Genomic DNA, 21,301 nt, shown 5'->3' with positions numbered 1-21,301 from the left:
CGGGACGCCGTCAAGGGGTGGCCGGCGGGTAGAGCCCGTCGAGGAGGCGGTGCACGAACGCCCGGAACTCACGCCGCTCGCGCGCCGCGGAGCCGGAGCGCGCGGCGAGCGCCACCACGTGCCCGTGCACCGCCCAGACCAGGCTGCGCACGGTCACGTGCGGTGCCGGCTCGACCAGCGCCCCGGCCCTCGCCGCGGCGGCGAGCAGGCGCTCGACCTGCGCGTACAGCGGCGCGGAGTAACGCCGGTCCAGCTCCGCGTGCCGCTGCGGCTCCAGCCAGCGGCGCAGCCACAGCGCGGTGGTCTCCGGCCGGTCCTCCAGGAAGTCGACGAACACGTCGACCAGTTCGTGCAGCGCCCGCAGCGCCTGGTCCGGGCCGGCGGTCAGGGCCTCGGCCGCGCGCTGCCCGGCCGCCTCCAGGGCCTCGCGCTCGGCGCTGAACACCCGGGCGAAGCAGGCGTCGTAGAGCTGTGCCTTGGTGCCGGTGTGGTGGGCCACCGTGGCCACGTCGACGCCGGCCGCGGCGGCCACGTCCCGGACGCTGACCGCGTCGAACCCGCGCTCGGCGAACAACGCGGTCGCGGCGGCGAGCACGAGGTCGTGGGTCGGTCGCTGGTCGTCGCGGCGGGGCCGGCCCGGTCGCCGGCGGGGCATGGTCATCCGGCCATTGTTCCCCCTACAATCCAGCATCCGTTGGATTGGGGCGGCGCGCCCCGGGACAGGAGACGGCATGACCGGGCTGGACCAGCGGCGCGACGGCGCCGTCGCCCTGCCACGCGGACCGCTGGTCGGGTTCGCCGCCGGCTCGCTCGGCATGGGTGTCTGGGTGACCGTGCCCGGGCTGCTGCTGCTCTACTTCCTCACCGACGTCCTCGCGGTCGCACCGTGGCTGGCCGGGCTGACCCTGCTGCTGCCGAAGATCGCCGACGTGCTGCTGCACCCGTGGATCGGGCACCGCTGCGACGTCGAGCAGGCCCGCCGGGGTCACCGCCGACGGCTGCTGCTGGCCGGCTGCGCGTTGCCGGTGGCGTTCGCCGCGCTGTTCGCCGCGCCCGGCGACCTCACCGGCGCGGCCGCCGCCGGCTGGGTGGCGGTGTTCTTCGTGGCCGGCAACCTGCTGTTCGCCGCCTACCAGGTGCCCTACCTGGCTACCCCGGCCGACCTGCGGATCGGCTACCACGAGCGGACCCGGCTGATGGCGTTCCGGATGGTGGTGCTCACCCTCGGCATCCTGGTCTCCGGGCTGCTGGCGCCGCTGCTGAGCGGCGGCGACGACGCCACCCGCGCCGGTTACCTGCGGATGGCCGTGGTGCTGGCGGCCGGGATGCTCGCCGCGATGGCGGTCGGCGTGGTCGGGATCGACCGGCTGCGTCGTACCGCCGCCGCCCCGGCGGCCCCGCACGGCGCCGGCGGGTGGCGGACGCTGGCGGCCAGCCTGCGGGACCGGCAGTTCCGCGCCCTGGTCGGCGCCTACCTGGCCATGTCGACCACCACCCACCTGGTCCTGGCCGGGGTGCCCTACTACGCCGAGTACGAGCTGGGCCGCCCCGGGCTCACCACGGTGCTCGTGGCCGCGTTCGTCGCGCCGGCGCTGCTGGTCACTCCCGCCTGGCTGGCGCTGGCCCGCCGGGTCGGCAAGCAACGCGCGCTGCTCGCCGGGCAGGCCACGTTCGCCGCCGGGTCGCTGGTGCTGGCGGTCGGGCGGCCCGCCGGGCTGCCGGTGCTGGTCGCCGCCGTGGCCGTGCTCGGGGTGGCGTTCGCGGGCATGCAGCTGCTGCCGTTCTCCATGCTGCCCGACGTGATCCGCGCCGCCGGCGCCGAGCGGGCCGGCACGTACACCGGGGTGTGGACCGCGACCGAGGCCACCGGCGCGGCGCTGGGCCCCTACGCGTACGCGTTGTGCCTGGCCGCCGGCGGGTTCGTCGCGTCCTCGGCCGGGCAGACGGTGACCCAGTCCCCGGCGGCGCTGGACGCGCTGCGCTGGGGCTTCGGTCTGCTGCCCGCCGCGGTGATGGTGGTCGCGGTGCTGGTGCAACGCCGCTACACCCTCGACGGCGCGGCCCGCGCCGGGACCGGCCACTAGACTTCGCCCCCGATGGACGTCGAGCCCGCCACCGAGACCCGCCCCTGCGCCCACTGTGGGCGGGAGGTGCCGCAGCGCGTCGGCGCGGGCCGCCCGTTCCGTTACTGCCGGGACAACGACGGCGCCTGCCAGCGGGCCGCCCGCAACTCGCGGATGCGCCACCGCAACTCCCCCGGCCTGCCCGGGCAGGTGGCACGCACCTGGGAGGCGGTGGACCGGCTCGACCAGATCGTGGAGACGCTCAGCGAGGCGTTGCACGCCGAGCTGTCCCCGGCCGGGGTGGAGCGGCAGCTCGCCGAGCTGCGCGCGCAGACGGCCGCGCAGGTCGCCGCCGCGCACGCCGAACGCGACGAGGCCCGCCGCGACGCCGAGGACGCCGCCGCGGCGGCCACCCGCGACCAGCAGGACGCGCGCGCCGCGTACGCCGAACGCGACGCCGCCCGGGACCGGGCCGACCGCGCCGAGGCGGCCGCCACCGTCGCCGCCGAGCGGGTCGCCGACGCCGAGGCCGCCCGGGACACCGCGCGCGCCGAGACGGGCGCCGCCCAGGCGCTGCGGGTGCAGGCCGAGCGGGACCGCGACGCCGCCCGCCACGAGCTGCGCACCGTGCGGGCCGAACGCGACGGCGAGCGGCACCGGGTCGCCGAGCTGACCGCCGAACGGGACACCGCCCGCGCCGACGCGGAGCGGGCCATCCGCTCGGCCGCCGAGGCCCTCGACCGGGCCGAGCGGTCCCGCGCCGACGCGCAGGCCGCCGCCGCCCGGGCCGTCGACGCCGAGCAGGCGGCCCGGGCCGCCGCGCAACGGGCCGACGCCGAGGCCGCCGCCGCGCGGCAGGCTCTCGTGGCGCGGGACCGCGCCGACGCGGCCCGGGCCGAGGCCGAGGCGGCGCTGGAGCGACTGCGCGCCGAGGTGACCGCCGCGGTGGAGCAGGCCGCCGCCCGTACCGCCGAACGGGACGGGCTGGCCGCGGAGCTGGCCGACGCGCGGCGGGCCGCGAGCGCCGCCGAGGCCCGGGCGGGCCACCTGGCCTCCCGCACGGCCGCGGCCGAGGCCGAGCGGGACGCCGCGCAGCGGCGCGCCGGGCAGCTCGCCGACCAGGTCAGCGACCTGGCCACGGCCCTGGCCCGGCTCGGCACGCGCACCGGCTGACCGGCCACGGGCTGGGACGGGACAGCGCCACACCCCGCTGCCCGGGGAGGATCGGGGCATGGGAAAGACGTACGAGCGCATCGACGGCCGGCTGCGGGACTTCATCGAGGCGCAACCGATGTTCTTCGTGGCCACCGCCCCGCTGTCCGGCGACGGCACCGTCAACCTCTCCCCCAAGGGCCTGCGCGGCTGCCTGGCGGTGCTCGACGAGCACACCGTGGCCTACCTCGACTTCGCCGGCAGCAACGCCGAGACCATCGCCCACCTGCGGGAGAACGGCCGGGTGACGCTGATGTGGTGCGCCTTCGCCGGGCCGCCGACCATCGTGCGGGTGCACGGGCGCGGCGAGCCGGTGTTCCGCGACGACCCGCGCTGGCCCGACCTGCTGCGGCACTTCCCGGACATCGACCCGAGCCCGCACGGGCTGCGGGCGGTGATCGTGGTGCGGGCCGAGCTGATCCGCGACACCTGCGGCTACACCGTGCCGTTGATGAGCTACGACACCGACCGGGACCTGCACGGGCGGCGGTTCGCCCGGGAGGACGACGCGTCGCTGAGCGCCTACTTCGCCGGCAAGGAGCACGTGGCGACCAGCATCGACGGGCTGCCCGGCATGCCGCTGCCGTTGCCGCCCGTGCCGGCGGGGTGAGCGGCGGTCAGTGGATGCCGGCCATCAGGCCCCGGATCTGGCGGGTGAACATCACCGCGGCCAGGCCCAGCACCACCGACGCCAGCCCGAAGGTCAGGAAGTAGGTCGCCTGCGACCAGCTGTCCGCCAGCCGGGCCACCTGACCGCCGATGGCGTCGCCGACGGCGGTGGCGAGGAACCACAGGCCCAGCATCTGGCTGGCGTACTTGACCGGGGCCAGCTTCGTGGTGGCCGACAGGCCCACCGGGCTCAGCGACAGCTCACCGGCGACCTGGATCGCGTACACGGCGACCAGCCACCACGGCGAGACCAGGTCGCCGCCGACGGCGGCCTGGGCGGCGGCGGCCATCAGCACGAACGACAGGCCGTTGAGCACCAGGCCGACGGCGAACTTCGTCGGCGTGGACACCCGGTGGCCGAGCTTGAGCCACAGCCACGCGGCCAGCGGCGCGCCGATGATGATGAGGATCGGGTTGACCGACTGCAACCAGGACGCCGGGAAGGTGAAGCCGCCGACGTTCCGGTCGGTGCGGTCGGCGGCGAAGATGTTCAGCACCGACCCGGCCTGGTCGTAGATCAGCCAGAACGACGCGGCGAAGATGAACAGCCAGACGTAGGCCTTCATCCGGCTGCGTTCGGTGTCGCTGATCTCCCGGTCGGTGAGGATCCGCGCGAAGTAGGCGACGGTCACCAGCACGGTGACCACGGTGAGCAGGTTGACCACCGTGTCGACGGTGAACCAGCCGGTCAGCAGCAGCGCGAGCAGGACCACCAGCACCACGGCGGTGGCCACGCCGACGCGGGTCAGCGCCCGCCGCCGGTCGGCCCCGAGCAGCGGGTCGGCCGGCCGGGCACCGGCGTCGCCGAGGTTGCGCCGTCCGGCCACGTACTGGATCACGCCGAAGGTCATGCCGATGGCGGCGGCGCCGAACCCGAGATGCCAGTTGATCTTCTCGCCGAGGAAGCCGGTGATCAGCGGGGCGATGAACGCGCCCAGGTTGATGCCCATGTAGAAGATGGAGAACCCGGCGTCGCGGCGGGGTGAGTCCCGCTCGTAGAGGTCGCCGACCATGGTGGAGATGTTCGGCTTGAGCAGGCCGGTGCCGAGCACGATCAGCGTCATGCCGGCGAACACGCTCCACCCGGTGGGGATCGCCATCACGTAGTGGCCGGCGGCGATGACCACGCCGCCCCACAGCACGCTGCGTCGCGCGCCGATGAGCCGGTCGGCGACCCAGCCGCCGGGCAGCGCCATCAGGTAGACCATCGCGTTGTAGGTGCCGTAGACGGCGTTGGCGCTGGACTCGCCGATGCCGAGCCCACCGTCGGCGACCGCGGCGGTCAGGTAGAGCACCAGGATGGCGCGCATGCCGTAGAAGCTGAACCGCTCCCACATCTCGGTGAGGAAGAGGGTGGACAGCGCCCGTGGGTGACCGAAGAAGGTCTTCCCGGCGGGCGGTCGTGCGCCGACCGGCGCGTCACTGGTCATCGTCACCTCCGGCACGCATGCGGGTGGGTAACATCCCCGTTGACAGGCGAAACACTCCACCGATTCGGCCCGGCCGGGGACGACCCCGCCGGGCAGCTGTCATGGCCGGTTACCCTTGATGCTTCCGACCCGCGTACGGCCCTGCCGGCGTGGGTGGGGAATGGGCGGGCGGTGACCGGCCGTTACACCTGAAGACCAGCACCACGGACGAGGGGAAGTCGATCATGGGCGAGCGTATGCTGCGCGGTAGCCGGCTGGGCGCGGTCAGCTACGAATCCGACCGCAACACGGAGCTCGCGCCGCGTCAGACCCGCGAGTACCTGTGCGCCAAGGGCCACCAGTTCGAGGTGCCGTTCGCCGTCGACGCCGAGGTCCCGACGACCTGGGAGTGCAAGTTCGACGGCAGCGTCGCCCGCCTGGTCGACGGCAGCGAGCCGGAGCAGAAGAAGGCCAAGCCGCCGCGCACCCACTGGGACATGCTGCTGGAGCGCCGCTCGATCGCCGAGCTGGAGGACATCCTCGCCGAGCGGCTCCAGGAGGTCCGCACCCGCCGCGGTCGCGCCTGAGCACCCGTAGACGACCGAAACGCCCCCGGGAATCACTCCCGGGGGCGTTTCGTCACGTCTGGGGTGTTGCGTCAGCGGTCCACGATCTCACCCTCGATGGCCCGGCCGGGCTCGGCCACCGGCGGCTGCTGCGGCGAGGCCGTGGGGGTCGGCTGCGACTGCCCCTGGTAGACCCGCACCCGGCGCGGCCCGAACAGGTCACCGGCGACCATCGACGACACCCGCCGCTCGGTGGCCCGGCGCACCCCGCCGCCGGCCAGTCGACGCAGCGGCGGCACCAGCAGCAACAGCCCCACCGCGCCGCTGACCAGACCCGGCAGCGCCAGCAGCAGCGCACCCAGCAGGCCCACCAGCCCGTCGGTGACCTGCGGCCCCGGCGGCTGGCCGGCCTGCGCGGCGGCCCGGAACCCCCGCCACGCCCGCATGCCCTCCCGGCGCAGCAGCACCAGACCCAGCAGCGAGGCCGCGAACACCAGCAGCAGCGCCGCGCCGAACCCGACGGCCCGGCCCACCAGGACGAAAACGGCCAGCTCCAGCAGCGTCAGCAGCAGCAGGGCCGGTGGTAGGTATCTCAGTCCTCGGCGCATCTCACCTCATCCGCCCGGTGTGTCGTCACGCCCCTCCAGCATGACACGCCCGCGCTCACGGCCACCGGGCCAACGCCGCCGGCCGGCCCCGCGCCGCCGACCGCCGGTCCCGCACCCCCCACCGGGTGACCCGCCACAACGCCTCCGCCACGATCAGCGGGCTCATCTTGCTGTCGCCGTGCTCCCGCTCGGCGAACGTGATCGGCACCTCGACGATGCGCACCCCGGCGCGGTGCGCCAGCCGGGACAGCTCCACCTGGAACGCGTACCCCTGGGAACGCACCGAGTCCAGGCCGATCGCGTCCAGCGCGCTCGTCCGGTACACCCGGTAGCCGCCGGTGGCGTCGCTGACCGGCATACCCAGCGCCACCCGCGCGTACAGGTTCCCGACGCGCGACAGCAGCAGCCGCCGCCACGGCCAGTTCAGCACCCGCGCGCCCCGCGTCCACCGGGAGCCGATCACCACGTCGGCGTCGCGGGCCGCCGCCAGCAGCGCCGGCAGGTCCTCCGGGGCGTGCGAGCCGTCGGCGTCCATCTCCACCACCGCGTCGTAGCCACGCCGCCGCGCCCACGCGAAACCGGCCAGATACGCCGCGCCGAGACCTTCCTTGCCCGGACGGTGCAACACGTGCACCCGGGGGTCGTTCCCGGCGATCGTGTCGGCGATCGCGCCGGTGCCGTCGGGGCTGTTGTCGTCGGCGACGAGGACATCCACCGCGGGTGCCGCCACGCGGACCCGGTCGACGATGCGGCGCACGTTGTCGGCCTCGTTGTAGGTGGGGATGACCACCAGGACCCGCCCCACCCCGGGATGGCCGACCGTCCGCCTGTCGGCTGCCACGCCCACCGTCGCACCGCCTCCCGCTCGTCGCCTCAGCCGGCGGTGGCCCTCCGGCGGCGGCGCAGCACGGCCGCGCCGGCCAGCGCCGCGACGGCGAGGGCCGCGAGCGCCACCTCCGGCCACACCCCGGCCGTGGTGGCCGGGGTACGCCCGTCCCCGAGTCGCATCTGCCGCACCACCACCTCGGCGGTGTTGAACCCGGTCGCACCGTCTACCCGCCCGTCGGGGGAAACGAACCCGGACACCCCGACCGTGGAGGCCATCAGCGCGGCCCGGCCGTGCTCGACGGCCCGCAACCGCACCATGGCCAGCTGCTGGCGGGCCTCGGCCACGTCGAACGTGGCGTTGTTGGTCTGCACCACCAGCAGCTGCGCGCCGCCGGTGACGGTGTCCCGGACGATGCCGTCGTAGGCCACCTCGAAGCAGATCACGTCGCCGAGGGTCACCGCGCCGGTGTCCAGCACACCCGCGCGGGTGCCCGGGACGAAGTCCGAGCGCACCCGGTCGACCTCGGCGCTGACCTTGCGGGCGATCGAGCGCAGCGGCACGTACTCGGCGAACGGCACCGGGTGCCGCTTGGTGTACAGCTGGGTCAGGTCGGCGCCGCTGCCCGGGCGCCACAGCAGACCGGCGTTGCGGACCTGCCCCTGACCGGGGCCGAGCAGCACCGCACCGACCAGGATCGGCGCGCCGATGGCGTCGGCGGCCTGGGAGATCCGGTCGCCGGCGCCCGGGTTGCGCAGCGGGTCGATGTCGCTGGAGTTCTCCGGCCACACCACCAGGTCGGGGCGGCGCTGGGCGCCCTGCGTGACCTGCTCGGCCAGTTTCAGGGTGGCGTCGACGTGGTTGTTGAGCACCGCCTGCCGCTGGGCGTTGAAGTCCAGCCCGAGGCGGGGCACGTTGCCCTGCACGATGGCGACGGTGACGGTGTCACCGGCCCCCCGTACCCCGGTCGGGACGGCCGTGCCGGCGGCCACGACCGCGACGAGCGCGGCGGTGAGCCCGGCGACCGGCCGCCACTGCCCGGCCGTGCGGCGCCAGTCCCGCCAGGCCAGGGTGAGCAGGATCCCGCCGGCGAGCGCGACGGCGAACGTGACCAGCGGCGCGCCGCCGAGCGCGGCCAGCCGCAGCAGCGGCGAGGTGTCCTGGCTGAACGCCAGCCGCCCCCACGGGAACCCGCCGAACGGGGTGCGGTCGCGCAGCGCCTCCTGCCCCACCCACAGCACGCCGGTGAGCAGCGGCCACGCCGCCCGGTGCCGGTCGGCCAGCGGCGACACCCAGGCGGTGGCCGCGCCCAGCAGCGCCAGGTAGCCGGCCTGCAGCAGCGACAGCAGCACCCACGGCAGGTAGCCGGTGTGCAGGTTGGTCCACTCCAGCAGCGGCGCGAACAACGCCACCCCGGCGAGGAAGCCCAGCCCGGCGCCGGCGCGCAACCGCCGCCGGTGCGCCGCTGCGGCCAGCAACGCCACCCCGACCGGCGCGAGCGGCCACAGCCCGTACGGGGGGAACGCGACCAGCAGCGCCAGACCGGCCAGCACGGCGGCGGGCACGGCCAGCGTCAACGGCAGGGGACGCGCGTCGGCGTCCGGGCGTGCCCCGTCGGTGGCACGCGGCTGTTCCCGGTCGAGCGTCGTCACCGGCACCTCACCACGATCACGGGCCGAAGGCTACCCGGCCGCGACGTCTCCCGGCCCGGCCGGTGTGGGCCGGACCACCGGGGGCAGGCGACAATCGGGCGTATGCGGTTCGGTGTCCTCGGCCCCACCCAGGCGTACGCCGCCGACGGCGCCGCGCTGCCCGTCGCCGGGCAGCGGCTGCGCGCCCTGCTGGCGTTGCTGCTGCTCGACGCCGGCCGCACGGTGCCGCCGGGACGGCTCGTCGACGGCGTCTACGACGCCGACCCCCCGCAGCGGGCCGCGAACGCGCTGCAGTCACAGGTGTCGCGGTTGCGCCGGCTGCTGCCCGGCGTGGAGATCGAGTTCGGTCCGGCCGGCTACCGGCTGGTCGTCGACCCGCAGCAGGTCGACGTGCATGAATTCGCCGGCCTGGCCGAGGCCGGCCGGGTCGCGCTGGCCGCCGGCGACCCGGGCCGCGCCGGCGCGCTGCTGCGGCAGGCGCTGCAGCTGTGGCGCGGCGAGCCGCTGGCGGACGTCACCGGCACGGTGCTGGCCGCCGAGGCGGCCCGGCTGCGGGACCTGCGCCTCGCCGCGGTCGAGGACCGCGTCGAGGCGGAGCTGGCGTCCGCGCCGGCCGGTCCGCCGCTGGTGGCGGAACTGCGGGCGCTGGTGGCGGCGCACCCGCTGCGGGAGCGGCTGTACGGGCAGCTGATGCGCGCCCTGCACGGCGCCGGCCGACGCGCCGAGGCGCTGGCCGTGTACGCCCGGGCCCGGGAGGTGCTCGCCGAGGAACTGGGCGCCGACCCGTCGGCGGAGCTGGTCGCCCTGCACACCGCCCTGCTGCGCGACGACGGGCCGCCCGCCGGTGGCACGCCGTCGCGGCTGCCGACTCCGCTGACCAGTTTCGTCGGCCGGGAGCGGGAACTGCGCCGGGTCGGTGAGCTGCTCGCCTCGGCGCGTCTGGTGACCCTGCACGGGCCGGGCGGCGCCGGCAAGACCCGCCTGGCCGTCGCCGCCGCGAGCCGCCACGACGCCCCCGTGTGCCTGGTGGAGTTGGCGTCGGTGGCGCCCGGGTCGGCCGTGGCGCCGGCGGTGCTGGCCGCGCTGGACCTGCGCGACGCCGGGCTGCGCGCCCCCGGCGGCCCTCGCGACCTCACCGACCGGCTGGTGGCGGCGCTGACCGACCGGCGGCTGCTGCTCGTGCTGGACAACTGCGAGCACGTGGTCGACGACGCGGCCCGGTTGACCGCCCGGCTGCTCGCCGCCGCACCCGACCTGCGGGTGCTGGCCACCAGCCGGGAGCCGCTGGGTCTCACCGGCGAGGCGATGTGCCCGGTCGGTGGGCTGCCGGTGCCCGCCGGCCCGGTGCCACCGGAGGCGGCCGCCGCCTACGCCGGGGTGCGGCTGTTCACCGACCGGGCCGCCGACGTCGCGCCGGGCTTCACCCTGGACGCGGCCACCACGCCGGCCGTGCTGCGGATCTGCCGCACCCTCGACGGCCTGCCCCTGGCCCTGGAGCTGGCCGCGGCCCGGTTGCGGGCCCTGCCGGTGGCGCACGTGGCGGCGCGCCTGGACGACCGGTTCCGGCTGCTGCGCCGCGGCGACCGGACGGCGCAGCCCCGGCACCGCACGCTGGAGGCGGTGGTGGGGTGGAGCTGGGAGCTGCTGGACGAGCCGGAGCGGCGCCTGGCCGCCCGGATGGGCGTGTTCGTCGGCGCCGCCGACCTGCCGGCGGTGCAGGCGGTGTGCGGGCCGACCGGCGGCGACGACGTCGTCGACGTGCTCACCGGGCTGGTGGACAAGTCCCTGGTGGAAGCCGACGACGGACGGTACCGGATGGTGGACACCATCCGCGCCTACGCGGCGCGGCGGCTCACCGACGGCGGGGAGGCCACGCGGGTGCGGGCCGCGCACACCGCGTACTTCCTGGACCTGGCCCGGGCCGGCGACGCCGGCCTGCGCGGTGTCGGCCAGGACCGCTGGCTGCGCCGGTTGGACGCCGCCCGCGACGACCTGCACGCGGCGCTGCGCCGGGCGGTGGACGACGGGCACACCGAAGCCGCGCTGCGGCTGGTGGCGGCGCTGGCGTTCTACTGGTGGCTGCGGGGGCTGCGCGGCGAGGGCGCCGCGCTGGCCGGGCGGCTCGTCGACCGGCTCGCCGCGGCGCCGGCCGGCCTCGACGAGGAGTACGCGCTGTGTCTGCTGGTCGCCACGCTCGCCGGCGCCGGCGACGCCACGGCGGTCGCCACGGCCTCCCGCATCCTGTGGGACCGCGACCGTCCGCCCCGACATCCGTTCCTGCTCTACCTGTCCGGCATGGCCAGCGGCCCGCCACCGCCGCACCGGCTGGCCGTGCTGACCGACCGGGCCAGCCGGGAATGGCTGCTCGGCACCGACCCGTGGAGCCGGGCCCTGGGCGTGCTCGGCACCGCCACCGTGCACCTGCTGCACGGCCACCACGACCGGGCCCGCGCCGACCTCACCGAGGCGCTGGCCGGGTTCCGGGCGCTGAACGAGCGGTGGGGCATGATCCTGGCGCTGAGCACCCTCGCCGAGACCGCCTACCGGGAGGGCGACGCCCGCGCGGCCGCCGCCCCGATGGCCGAGGCGCTGCGCCTGGTCGAGCAGCTCGGCTCCACGCTGGACCTGGCGGAGCTGCTGCGCACCCGCGCCGACGGTCGCCTGCTCGTCGGTGACCTGACCGGCGCGGGCGACGACTACCGGCGGGTGCGCCGGATGGCCGGGCCGGCCGGCGCGCCGGAACTGGTCGCCGCCGCCGACCTGGGGCTCGGGGAGATCGCCCGCCGCGACGGCGACCCCGACCGTGCCCGGACGCTGTGCGAGCGGGCCCTCGCCGGGTGCCCGTCGGGCTGGTTCGGCGCGGAGGTGGTCCGGTTGGCGGCGCGGGTGACGCTCGGGCAGCTCGCCGACGCCGCCGGTGACCCGGCGGCGGCCCGCGCCCACTACCGGCGCGTCGTCACCGCCACCGTCGGGGTGTGGGACGTCCCGACCGTCGTCGCCGCGGTGGACGGGCTGGTCCGGCCGCTGCTGGCCGACGACGGGCCCGAACGGGCCGCGTACCTGCTGGGGGCCGTGTCGGCGCTGCTGGCCGGCACGGGCGCGGCCGACGCCCCGGTGCTTGCGCCGGTCGCCGACGCGGCCCGGTCGCACCTCGGCGCGGCGGCGTTCGCGGCGGCGTTCACCCGCGGCGCCGCGCTGGCGCGGCCGCAGGCGGTGGCCGTGCTCGCCGCCGGCTGACCGCGGCGCCGCCGCCCGGTCAGCGCGCGGTGCGCCCGCGGTCAGCGGCGCCGGTGACGCTGGCGCCATGACCGATGAGACGACGGCCGTGCTGGCCGAGGGGTTACGCAAGCGGTACGGCCCGACCACCGCCCTGGACGGGTTCGACCTGGCGGTGCCGGCGGGCACGGTGTGCGGGATGCTCGGCCCCAACGGGGCGGGCAAGACCACGGCGGTGCGGATCCTGACCACGCTGCTGCGCGGAGACGGCGGCCGGGCCCGGGTCGCCGGACACGACGTGGCCGCGCGCCCGGATCGGGTACGCGAGGCGATCAGCCTGACCGGGCAGTACGCGGCCGTCGACGAAGTGCTCAGCGGCCGGCAGAACCTGGTGCTGTTCGGCCGGCTGCGGCGCCTGCCGGCGGGTACCGCCCGTCGCCGCGCCGACGAGCTGCTGGACCGTTTCGGGTTGGCCGCGGTGGCGGACCGGTCGGCCGGCACCTACTCCGGTGGGATGCGCCGCCGCCTGGACCTGGCCGCCAGCCTGGTCGTGCCGCCACGGGTGCTGTTCCTCGACGAGCCGACCACCGGGTTGGACCCGCGCAGCCGCAACGGGTTGTGGACGGCGGTGCGGGAGCTGGTCGCCGACGGCACCACGGTGCTGTTGTGCACCCAGTACCTGGAGGAGGCCGACCAGCTCGCCGACCGGGTGTGCGTGCTCGACGCCGGCCGGGTGGTGGCCGAGGGCACCCCGCAGCAGCTCAAGGCGCGCATCGGCGCCGACCGCATCGAGCTGGTGGTGCGACGCGCGGCGGACGTGCCGGCGGCGGCGACGGTGCTGCAACGGGCCACCGGGGCGGCGGTGACGGTGGACGGGGAGCTGCGCCGCGTGGACGCGCCGGTCACCGACCGGATCGCCGTGCTCACCGCCGTGCTGCGGGAGCTGACCGACGGCGGGGTGGAGGTGGAGGACGTGCTGGTGCGGCGACCCACGCTGGACGAGGCGTTCCTGCGGTTGACCGGCCACACCGCGCACGCGCGGCAGCGTGCGGAGGTGCCGGCGTGACGGCGCTCGTCGACGGCTGGGTGATGGCCGGACGGAACCTGCGGCACGTGGTCCGCTCCCCCGAGGAGATCGTGCTCTACTTCACCCTGCCGATCATGTTCGTGCTGGTGTTCGGCTACGTGTTCGGCAGCGGCATGGCGGTGCCCGGCGACGGCAGCTACCGGGAGTTCCTGCTGCCCGGGGTGTTCGTCATGACGATGCTCTACGGCCTCGGCGCCACCGCCTCGGCGATCGCGGTCGACGCCGGCCGCGGCGTGGTGGACCGTTTCCGCTCCCTGCCGATGGCCCGCTCGGCGCCGCTGTCCGGGCGGGCCGGCGCGGACCTGGTGCGGGCGTGCCTGGAGATGGCCACCCTCGTGGTGTGCGGCCTGCTGGTGGGCTGGCGGTGGCGTGAGGGCCTGCTCGCCGCACTCGGGGCGGTGGCGCTGATCCTGCTCCTGCGCGCCGCGCTGACCTGGGTGGGGATCCTGCTGGGCCTGCTGGTGCCGAACCCCGACACGGTCGGGGTGGTGGTGTTCCCACTGGCGTTTCCGCTGACCGCGCTGTCGAACGTGTTCGTCGCACCGGAACTGATGCCCGACTGGCTGGGCGCGGTCGCGGCGTGGAACCCGCTGTCGGCGACGGTGGCGGCCGTGCGGGACCTGTTCGGCAATCCGGGTGTCGGCGCGGACTCCTGGCCGGCACGGCACGCGCTGCTGCTGGCGATCGCCTGGCCGCTGGCGCTGATCGCGGTGGCCGCCCCGGCGGCGGTGCGCCGCTACCAGCGGCTCGGCCACTGACCCGGCCGGTGACGGAAATCGGGGCGCGGCCTAAGCCGCGCCCCGATGCTCCCAGGCCCTCCCCGGCCGGTGGGGCGAGGACGATCGGCGCCGACCTTCGGACCGACCGGACGTGGACTGGCTGCCCCCGCCTGGCCGTTGTCTACTGGCCGTTCCTCTCACCCTGCCCGTACACCGGTAACCGCGGCCGGTTCGCGCCGCCCCGCCGACCCCCGCCCGCTGGACCTGGCCGCCGCAACCTTCCGGTCACTCGGCCAGCGGACGAAGGGACGAAGCGAACAACAGCCGCTTCCCGTAGTAGGACTCAAAGACGGTACGGCGTAGACCCCCGCCGCTGTCAACCCACCCCGGCCTGTCGTGTGTTGCGCCACGGCGTGTCGCGTCGGCGCGTCTCGATCCGTGGACGCTCGGTCAGCCGGCGAGGTGGTGCCGCAGCACCGCCGCCGCCGCACCCGGATGCTCGTCGGCGAGCAGCCCGGCGGCGGCCAGCACGTAGTCGACGTCGACGACCGGCCGGGCGGCGCGCGGCAACGGCCACCCACCGGCGTGGTCGGTGAGCACCGCGTCGAGCACCGCCGCCGCATGACCCGCCTCGGCGTGGCGCAGCACCCCGCCGGAGCCGACGAGCAGCCGCACCTCCCGCAGGTCCCGGCCGGCGCGTTCCCCGGTGGCCGCGCCCCGGGCGTGCCGCCGCAACGCCACCGTCGCCGCGAGCGTCGCGATGCGCCGGTCGGCGGCCCGCTCGGCGTCACCGGCGGCCAGAAACCCCGGGTCGGCGGCCCGCACCGCCGCCGCCTCGGCCAACGGCCCCTGCTCCCCCGGGTCGAGCAGCCGCTCCTCGGCGGCGGCCCGCACCACACCCGGCGCGCTCCACCGCATGCCCAGGTCCCCCTCGACGGTGCGGGCCCGCCACAGCGTCCCGGCGACCTCCTGACCGGGGCCGCTGTTGCGCTCGTCGGGGGTGAGCACCGAGTACACGTCGGTGGTGGCGCCACCCACGTCCACCACGGCCAGGTCACCGCCGAGGGTGTCGGCGAGGACCTCCACCCCGGTCAGCACCGCGTCGGGCGTCGCCGCGCGGACCAGCCGCGCGAACCGGGTGCCCCGCGACAGCCGCTTACCGCCGATGACGTGCCGCAGGAACACCTCGCGGATCGCCGCCCGGGCCGGCGCGGGCGCCAGCACCCCGATGCGGGGCAGCACATTGTCCGCGCCGGTCACCGGCACCCCCGCCGCCACCAGCACGGCGTGCAGGTCGTCGCGGACGTCGGCGTTGCCGGCCAGCACCACCGGAACCCGCCAGCGGGCCCGCGCCAGCCGGGTCGCGTTGTGGGTGAGGGTGTCGGCGTCACCGCCGTCGGTGCCACCCACCAGCAGCACCACGTCCGGGCGGGCCGCCCGCAACGCCGACACCTCGGCCGCGCCGAGCCGGCCCGCGGCCACATGCACCACGTTCGCACCCGCCGACAGACCCACCCGCCGGCCCGCCTGCGCCGTGACGAGGGGCTCGTAGCCGATCACCGCCAGGCGCAGCCCACCACCGGCCGACGAGCACACGTACCACGGCACGTCACCCACGCCGGCCGACGCGGTGGCCGCGCCGACCGCGGCGTCCAGGCCGTGCAGCACGTCCGTGCCGACCGTGGTCGGCGCGGACGCCGCGCCGACCAGCCGACCGCCGTCGAGGTCGACCACCGCCGCCTTCGTGTACGTCGACCCGACGTCGGCGCACACCGCCACGTTCACGCGCGGCCGCCCGTCGCTCGCGGGGCTCGCAGGACCGGCTCGCTCCTCGCGCTCACGGGGCTGGTCTTCGTTCGCGACTGCGGGGCTCGCAGGACCGGCTCGCTCCTCGCGCTCACGGGGCCGGCGGCACGACCACGGTGCCGGTGGCGGTGACCGCGACGATCGGAGGGTCCAGCACCTCGGCCGCCGACTCGCCCCGGTCCGGGCGGCCCCGGCACACCACCGCGCAGCTCAACTCCAGCGTCCGGCTGCGCGAGCCCACGCGGGCCACCTGCGCCGTCACCTCCACCACGTCACCGGCCCGGATCGGCGCGGTGAACCGCACGTCCGAATAGCCGGCGAACAGCCCCTCGTCGCCGTCGGTGCGGATGCACACCTCCGTGGCCACGTCACCGAACAACCCCAACGCGTACGCCCCGTCGACCAGGTTCCCCGCGTAGTGCGCGTGGGCGTACGGCACGTACCGGCGGTGGGTGACGGTCAACCCCAGCCGGGGATCCTGCTCGCTCAACTGCTCGCCTTCCTGGAGGTGATCAACGCGTGGACGAGGTAACTGGCGACCTCGCCCGGGGTGGTGCCGCGACCGAAGATCCGGTCGACGCCCAGCTCGGTGGTCATCGTCTCGTCGAACCGGGGCCCACCGACGATCAGCAGCGGCCGCTTCCCCGCCGGCATCGCCTCCCGGAACGCCGCCGACATCTCCCGCGTGTTGTGCAGGTGCGCGTCGCGCTGCGTCACCACCTGCGACACCAGCACCGCGTCGGCCTTCTCCTGCCGGGCCGCCTCCACCAACTCCGGCACGCTGACCTGCGCGCCCATGTTGGTGACCTTCAACTCCCGGTAGTACTCCAGGCCCTTCTCCCCCGCGATGCCCTTGACGTTCAGGATCGCGTCGATGCCCACGGTGTGCGCGTCCGTGCCGATGCAGGCGCCCACCACCGACAGCTTGCGCCGCATCCGCTGCTTCACCACCGTGTTGACCTCCTTGGCCGACAGCAGCGGGAAGTCCCGTTCCACCACCTGCACCTGGTCCAGGTCCACCAGGTGGTTCACCCGCCCGTAGACCACGAAGAAGGTGAACCCGTCACCGATGGGCTTGGCGTGCACCAGCATCGCCGGGTCCATGCCCATCCTGTTGGCCAACTGCACCGCGGCGCCCTCGGCCCGCTTGTCGTGCGGCACCGGCAACGTGAACGACACCTGCACCATGCCGTCACCGGTGGTGTCCCCGTACGGCCGCACGATCTTCTTCTCGCTCATCAGGGTTGCCGCTCCAGGATCTCGGTGGCCGGGTTGAAGTAGTCGGCCTCGTGCCGCGCGACCCCGTCGAGACCCTTGCCCCGGTCCGCGGGCCGCTTCATGATCCCGAACGTGCCCTCCGCGATCGCCGTCAACAGCGACTGCTCACCGATGCGCTCCAGCAGGTCCACCGCCTCACCGAGCACCCGGTGCGCCCGCTGCTGGATGAACCCGCCCGGCGCCGGCACGAAGTCCTCGTGCAACCCGCCCGCCGCACCCAGCACGTACCGCACGTTCTGCAACGCGATGTCCCGGTCCGACAACCACGGCGTCACCACCGCCTCGGTCATCATCCCCACCAGCAGGATGCCCTGCCCGGTCATGGTCCCGACCAGGTTGAAGAACCCGTCCAGCAGGTTGCCCCGGAACACGTCCCCGGTCATGTGCTTCGTCGGCGGCATCCACTTCAACGGCGCGTCCGGGAACAACTCCCGCGCCAGCAACGCGTGCGCCAACTCCAACCGGAACGACTCCGGCACCTCCGGGTTGATCTCGAACGCGTGCCCCAACCCCAGCAACCCGTCGGACAACCCCGCCTCGTGCGCGAAGAACTCGTTGAGCAACTGCGACACCGTCACCGTGTGCGCCTCGTCCACCGCGTCCGCGGTGGTCAGGTAATTGTCCTCACCGGTGTTGATGATGATCCCCGCCCGCGCGTGCACCTGCCGCGAGAACCGCTGGTCCACGAACGTACGGATCGGATTGATGTCACGGAACAGGATCCCGTACATCGAGTCGTTGAGCATCATGTCCAGCCGCTCCAGGCCGGCCAACGTCGCCATCTCCGGCATGCACAGCCCCGACGCGTAGTTCGTCAGCCGCACGTACCGGCCCAACTCCCGCGACGACTCGTCCAACGCCGCCCGCATCAGCCGGAAGTTCTCCTGCGTCGCGTACGTGCCCGCGAACCCCTCCCGGGTCGCCCCCTCCGGCACGTAGTCCAACAGCGACTGCCCCGTCGACCGGATCACCGCGATCACGTCCGCGCCGGCCCGCGCCGCCGCCTGCGCCTGCGGGATGTCCTCGTAGATGTCACCGGTCGCCACGATCAGATAGATCCACGGCCGCTGCTTCGGATCCCCGTGCCGCTTCACCAGACGGTCCCGCTCGGCGCGCCGCCGGTCGATCTGCCGCACCCCCGCCGCCACCGCCCGACGCGCGACCCGCCGAGCAGCCGTCGCCGCCTTCGGCGTCGGCTGCGCGAACCGCACCGACCCCGCCGCGGCCTTCTGCGCCAGCAACGTCACGTCCGACACGCCCTCCCGCGCCATCGCGTCGAACACCGGCACCGCCACCCCGTGGCCCAGCCCCACGTCGGCCACCACCGCGTCCACCAGACGGTTCACCCACGGGATGCCGTCCGGGTCCGCGCCGGTCACCCCGGCCAACCGCAGCACCGCCCGCTCCACCGACACCGTGGTGTGGCTGCGCGCCAGATCCACCACCGGCTGCCCGGCCCGACGCGCCAACTCCCGCGCCCGCGCCACCAACGCCGGATCCAGCCCAAGCTTCCCTGTCACGAACTGCCTTCCTGATAGATCACGTCACCGCGCAACACCGTGGCCCGGCACACCGGCAGCGGCGTCGGATCCTCCGGACCCCGCGCCTCCGGGTCCTCCGCCTGCAACACCGGCAGACCCCGCTCCACCCCCGCCGGGGTGTCCCACACCGCGAACGTCGCCGGCGCGCCCAACGCCAACACACCCTCGTTGTCCAGGTGCACCGCCCGCCAACCACCGCGCGAGTGCGCCGCGAACGCCGCCCGCACACTCATCCGCTGCCCCGGGTTGTGGTGCGCCGCCGCCGCCCGCACCGACCCCCACGGATCCAGCGGCGTCACCGGCGAATCCGACCCGAACGCCAACGCCACCCCGACCCCGTGCATCGCACCCATCGGATTCGACTCCAACGACCGGGCCAGACCCAACCGCGACTCGTACATCCGACCCGCGCCACCCCACAACCGGTCGAACGCCGGCTGCATCGACGCCACGATCCCGTACTCCACGAACCCGGCGATCAACCGCTTGCTCATGATCTCCGCGTGCTCCACCCGGTGCCGCGCCGCCCGCACCCGATCCGTGCCCAACGTCCGCGCCGCCGCCGCGAACCCCTCCAGCACCGTGCCGATCGCCGCGTCCCCGATCGCGTGGAACCCGCCCTGCATCCCGTGCGCCGCGCAGTCCACCAGATGATCACGCACCTGCTCCGCCGTCACGTACCCGTGCCCGCACGCCCCCGGCTCACCGTCCAGGTACGCCGCCGACACGTGCGCCGTCCGCGACCCCAACGCCCCGTCCGCGTACAGGTCCCCGCCCGCGCCCACCGCACCCAGGTCCCGGGCCTTCGCCGCACCCAGCAGCTCACCCCAGTACCCGTACACCTCCGGCACCCCGTCCCCGGACACCGCCAGCAGACCCGTGAAGTCCGACTCGTCCGACGTCCCCGGACCACCGCACTCATGCACCGCCGCGATCCCCAACGACGCCGCGTGCCGCAACGCCGCCCGCTGCGCCGCCACCCGCTGCGCCGCCGACACCGACCCCAGCGCCACCTCCCGCACCACATGGTGCGCGTCCCGCCGCAACCAGCCCGACGCGTCGTACCCGGGCGCCGCCACCACATCCGGACACGCCGCCAGCAACGCCGCCGACACCAACGCCGAATGGATCGACGCCTGCGACAGGTACACCCGCCGCCCCCCGGCCGCCCGGTCCAACGCCGCCGCGTCCGGCACCACCGGCACCACCGGCGCCGCCCACGTCGACTCGTCCCAACCGTGCCCCAGCACCACCGCGTCGCCCGGCAACCCCGCCGCGAACGCCGCCACCGCCTCCAGCAGCTCACCGGCCGACCGCACCGCCGACAGATCCAACCCCGACAGGGCCAGACCCGTGTCCGTCGCGTGCACGTGCGCGTCCACGAACGCCGGCGTCACCAACGCCCCGCCCAGGTCCACCACCCGATCGGCCACCGGCGCGTCCGCGTCCGCACCCAACCAGGCGATCCGCCCGTCCCGCACCAGCAGCGCCGTCGCGCTCGGGTCGGCCGGACAGTGCAGCACTCCACCGCGATACAGCGTCGAGGGGTTCGTCATGGCCTCAGTCTGCCGCCAGCCGCGCCTCGAACAGCCCGCGCACCCCCGGCTCGGCGCGCAACAACTCCAACGCCAACTCCGCGTGCCCCGGCACGTACCCGTTGCCCACCAGCATCGTCACGTCCGCCGCCAGGCCCTCCGCGCCCAACGCCGCCGCCGCGAAACTCGTCGCCATCGAGAAGAAAATCACCGTACCGCCGTCCGCCGTGGCCAGCACCGCGCCGTGCTCACACCCCGGCACGTCCACGCACACCACCGTCACGTCCGCCGGCACGCCCAACGCCGTCGTCACCGCCGTCGACAGACCCACCGGATCCCGGGCGTCCGCCAACGCCACCACGTCGGCCACCCCGGCTGCCGTCAGCGCGTCCCGCTCCGCCGCCACCGGCACCACCCCGACCGTACGGCCGGCGCCCGCCCGCCGCGCCGCGGCCAGCGACAGCGACCCGCTCTTGCCGGCCCCGCCGATCACCGCCACCGACACCGGACGCGGATCACCCTCCCGCGCCCGCCGCGCCACCTGCTCGGCCACCACCCGCGACGTCAACGCCGGCGCCCCGCACACGTCCAGCACGGCGAGCGACAGCTCCGGGTGCAGATCCGCCGGCAGCACCGCCGCGATCGACCGCGCGAACAGGATCGCGTACCCGTCGCACGGCACCTGCTCGCTGCGCCCGTCCCACCGGGCCAGGCCGTCGGTGATCGTCAACGGCGTCAGCGTCAACGACACCAACGTCGCCACCCGGTCCCCCGGCCGCAACCCCAGCGGCGAGCGGCGACCCGCCTCCTCCACCGTGCCGATCAGCATGCCGCCCGACCCGGTCACCGGGTTCTGCATCTTCCCCCGGGTCGAGATGATCTCCAGCACCTCGGCGCGGACCTTCTCCCCGTCCCCGCCGTGCTTCTCCGCCAACTGCCGGAAACTCGCCGCGTCCAGGTTCAGCCGCTCGACCCGGATCCGCACCTCGTTCGCCGCGATCCGGGGGTCGGCGTCCAGCCGCCAGGCCGCCTGCGGCAGCACCCCCGCCGGTTCCACGACTCGGTGCAGACCCACCGGTGACGTCACGCCGACCCCCTATGTCCAGCCGCCCGA

18 protein-coding genes are annotated in these 21,301 nt (G+C 75.4%); 7 read left to right on the top strand and 11 right to left on the bottom strand.

Annotation, left to right across the window (positions count from 1 at the left end):
* Nucleotides 1-10: 10 nt before the first annotated feature.
* Entirely contained in the window at nt 11-661 is a 651-nt protein-coding gene (locus tag ACN27B_RS24890) for a TetR/AcrR family transcriptional regulator (RefSeq protein WP_422741676.1), read from the bottom strand.
* A 70-nt stretch (nt 662-731) separates the two neighbouring features.
* Between ACN27B_RS24890 and ACN27B_RS24885 the strand changes: the two genes are divergently transcribed.
* From ACN27B_RS24885 to ACN27B_RS24875, 3 genes are read left to right on the top strand one after another with little or no spacing between them, the layout of a single operon-like run.
* The gene (locus tag ACN27B_RS24885; RefSeq protein WP_422741675.1) at nt 732-2,084 is read left to right on the top strand and encodes an MFS transporter; all 1,353 of its coding nucleotides are present in this window, start codon (nt 732-734) and stop codon (nt 2,082-2,084) included.
* Nucleotides 2,085-2,096: 12 nt separating this feature from the next.
* Complete coding sequence (locus ACN27B_RS24880; protein WP_422741674.1) at nt 2,097-3,236, top strand: hypothetical protein; 1,140 nt, start codon at nt 2,097-2,099, stop codon at nt 3,234-3,236.
* Between the two features lie 58 nt (nt 3,237-3,294).
* A complete protein-coding gene (locus tag ACN27B_RS24875; protein WP_422741673.1) occupies nt 3,295-3,885 on the top strand; it encodes a pyridoxamine 5'-phosphate oxidase family protein in 591 nt (196 codons plus the stop codon).
* Nucleotides 3,886-3,892: 7 nt separating this feature from the next.
* Here the strand turns inward: ACN27B_RS24875 and ACN27B_RS24870 are convergent, their stop codons facing one another.
* A complete protein-coding gene (locus ACN27B_RS24870; RefSeq protein WP_099164588.1) occupies nt 3,893-5,374 on the bottom strand; it encodes a peptide MFS transporter in 1,482 nt (493 codons plus the stop codon).
* A 224-nt stretch (nt 5,375-5,598) separates the two neighbouring features.
* Here ACN27B_RS24870 and ACN27B_RS24865 point away from each other — a divergent pair, with 224 nt between their 5' ends.
* Nucleotides 5,599-5,940 carry an RNA polymerase-binding protein RbpA gene (locus tag ACN27B_RS24865; protein ID WP_046564157.1) on the top strand — a complete coding sequence of 114 codons (342 nt, stop codon included), beginning with the start codon at nt 5,599-5,601 and terminating at the stop codon, nt 5,938-5,940.
* Nucleotides 5,941-6,011: 71 nt separating this feature from the next.
* Here the strand turns inward: ACN27B_RS24865 and ACN27B_RS24860 are convergent, their stop codons facing one another.
* Genes ACN27B_RS24860 through lnt form a run of 3 tightly spaced genes read right to left on the bottom strand, consistent with a single transcriptional unit; the run spans nt 6,012 to nt 8,936 of the window.
* Nucleotides 6,012-6,527, bottom strand: a complete 516-nt coding sequence (locus tag ACN27B_RS24860) for an FxsA family protein (protein ID WP_099160999.1) — start codon at nt 6,525-6,527, stop codon at nt 6,012-6,014.
* A gap of 55 nt (nt 6,528-6,582) precedes the next feature.
* Nucleotides 6,583-7,374, bottom strand: coding sequence for a polyprenol monophosphomannose synthase (locus tag ACN27B_RS24855; RefSeq protein ID WP_422741672.1), 792 nt, complete (start codon nt 7,372-7,374; stop codon nt 6,583-6,585).
* A gap of 26 nt (nt 7,375-7,400) precedes the next feature.
* Complete coding sequence (gene lnt, locus ACN27B_RS24850) at nt 7,401-8,936, bottom strand: apolipoprotein N-acyltransferase (RefSeq protein WP_422746066.1); 1,536 nt, start codon at nt 8,934-8,936, stop codon at nt 7,401-7,403.
* 171 nt (nt 8,937-9,107) lie between these two features.
* Between lnt and ACN27B_RS24845 the strand changes: the two genes are divergently transcribed.
* From ACN27B_RS24845 to ACN27B_RS24835, 3 genes are all read left to right on the top strand, one after another.
* A complete protein-coding gene (locus ACN27B_RS24845; protein WP_422741671.1) occupies nt 9,108-12,242 on the top strand; it encodes an ATP-binding protein in 3,135 nt (1,044 codons plus the stop codon).
* Nucleotides 12,243-12,309: 67 nt separating this feature from the next.
* A complete protein-coding gene (locus tag ACN27B_RS24840) occupies nt 12,310-13,287 on the top strand; it encodes an ATP-binding cassette domain-containing protein (protein ID WP_099161002.1) in 978 nt (325 codons plus the stop codon).
* On the top strand, nt 13,284-14,066 hold the full coding sequence (locus ACN27B_RS24835; RefSeq protein WP_245666399.1) for an ABC transporter permease: 783 nt from the start codon (nt 13,284-13,286) through the stop codon (nt 14,064-14,066). Before ACN27B_RS24840 ends, ACN27B_RS24835 begins: the two co-directional genes overlap by 4 nt.
* Before the next feature lie 411 nt (nt 14,067-14,477).
* Here the strand turns inward: ACN27B_RS24835 and ACN27B_RS24830 are convergent, their stop codons facing one another.
* The 6 genes from ACN27B_RS24830 to ACN27B_RS24805 all read right to left on the bottom strand — a co-directional run bounded on the left by ACN27B_RS24830 (nt 14,478) and on the right by ACN27B_RS24805 (nt 21,262).
* Nucleotides 14,478-15,812 carry a glutamate mutase L gene (locus ACN27B_RS24830; RefSeq protein ID WP_422741670.1) on the bottom strand — a complete coding sequence of 445 codons (1,335 nt, stop codon included), beginning with the start codon at nt 15,810-15,812 and terminating at the stop codon, nt 14,478-14,480.
* A 112-nt stretch (nt 15,813-15,924) separates the two neighbouring features.
* Complete coding sequence (locus ACN27B_RS24825; protein WP_172967784.1) at nt 15,925-16,323, bottom strand: hotdog domain-containing protein; 399 nt, start codon at nt 16,321-16,323, stop codon at nt 15,925-15,927.
* A complete protein-coding gene (locus ACN27B_RS24820; protein WP_422741669.1) occupies nt 16,320-17,072 on the bottom strand; it encodes an OAM dimerization domain-containing protein in 753 nt (250 codons plus the stop codon). Before ACN27B_RS24820 ends, ACN27B_RS24825 begins: the two co-directional genes overlap by 4 nt.
* Nucleotides 17,072-18,631 carry a lysine 5,6-aminomutase subunit alpha gene (locus ACN27B_RS24815; protein WP_422741668.1) on the bottom strand — a complete coding sequence of 520 codons (1,560 nt, stop codon included), beginning with the start codon at nt 18,629-18,631 and terminating at the stop codon, nt 17,072-17,074. Before ACN27B_RS24815 ends, ACN27B_RS24820 begins: the two co-directional genes overlap by 1 nt.
* Nucleotides 18,628-20,208: an amidohydrolase gene (locus ACN27B_RS24810; protein WP_422741667.1), complete on the bottom strand. Its 1,581-nt coding sequence runs from the start codon at nt 20,206-20,208 to the stop codon at nt 18,628-18,630. The genes ACN27B_RS24815 and ACN27B_RS24810 overlap by 4 nt, the downstream gene beginning before the upstream one ends.
* 4 nt (nt 20,209-20,212) lie before the next feature.
* Nucleotides 20,213-21,262 (bottom strand): zinc-binding alcohol dehydrogenase, encoded by a 1,050-nt coding sequence (locus ACN27B_RS24805; protein ID WP_172967981.1) that lies wholly within the window; start codon nt 21,260-21,262, stop codon nt 20,213-20,215.
* Nucleotides 21,263-21,301: the final 39 nt, after the last annotated feature.

Source organism: Micromonospora sp. WMMD754 (assembly GCF_049315235.1).
GTDB lineage: Bacteria > Actinomycetota > Actinomycetes > Mycobacteriales > Micromonosporaceae > Micromonospora > Micromonospora sediminicola.
The sequence above is the reverse complement of the archived record's forward strand: the minus strand, read 5'-3'. Positions and strand labels throughout refer to the sequence as shown.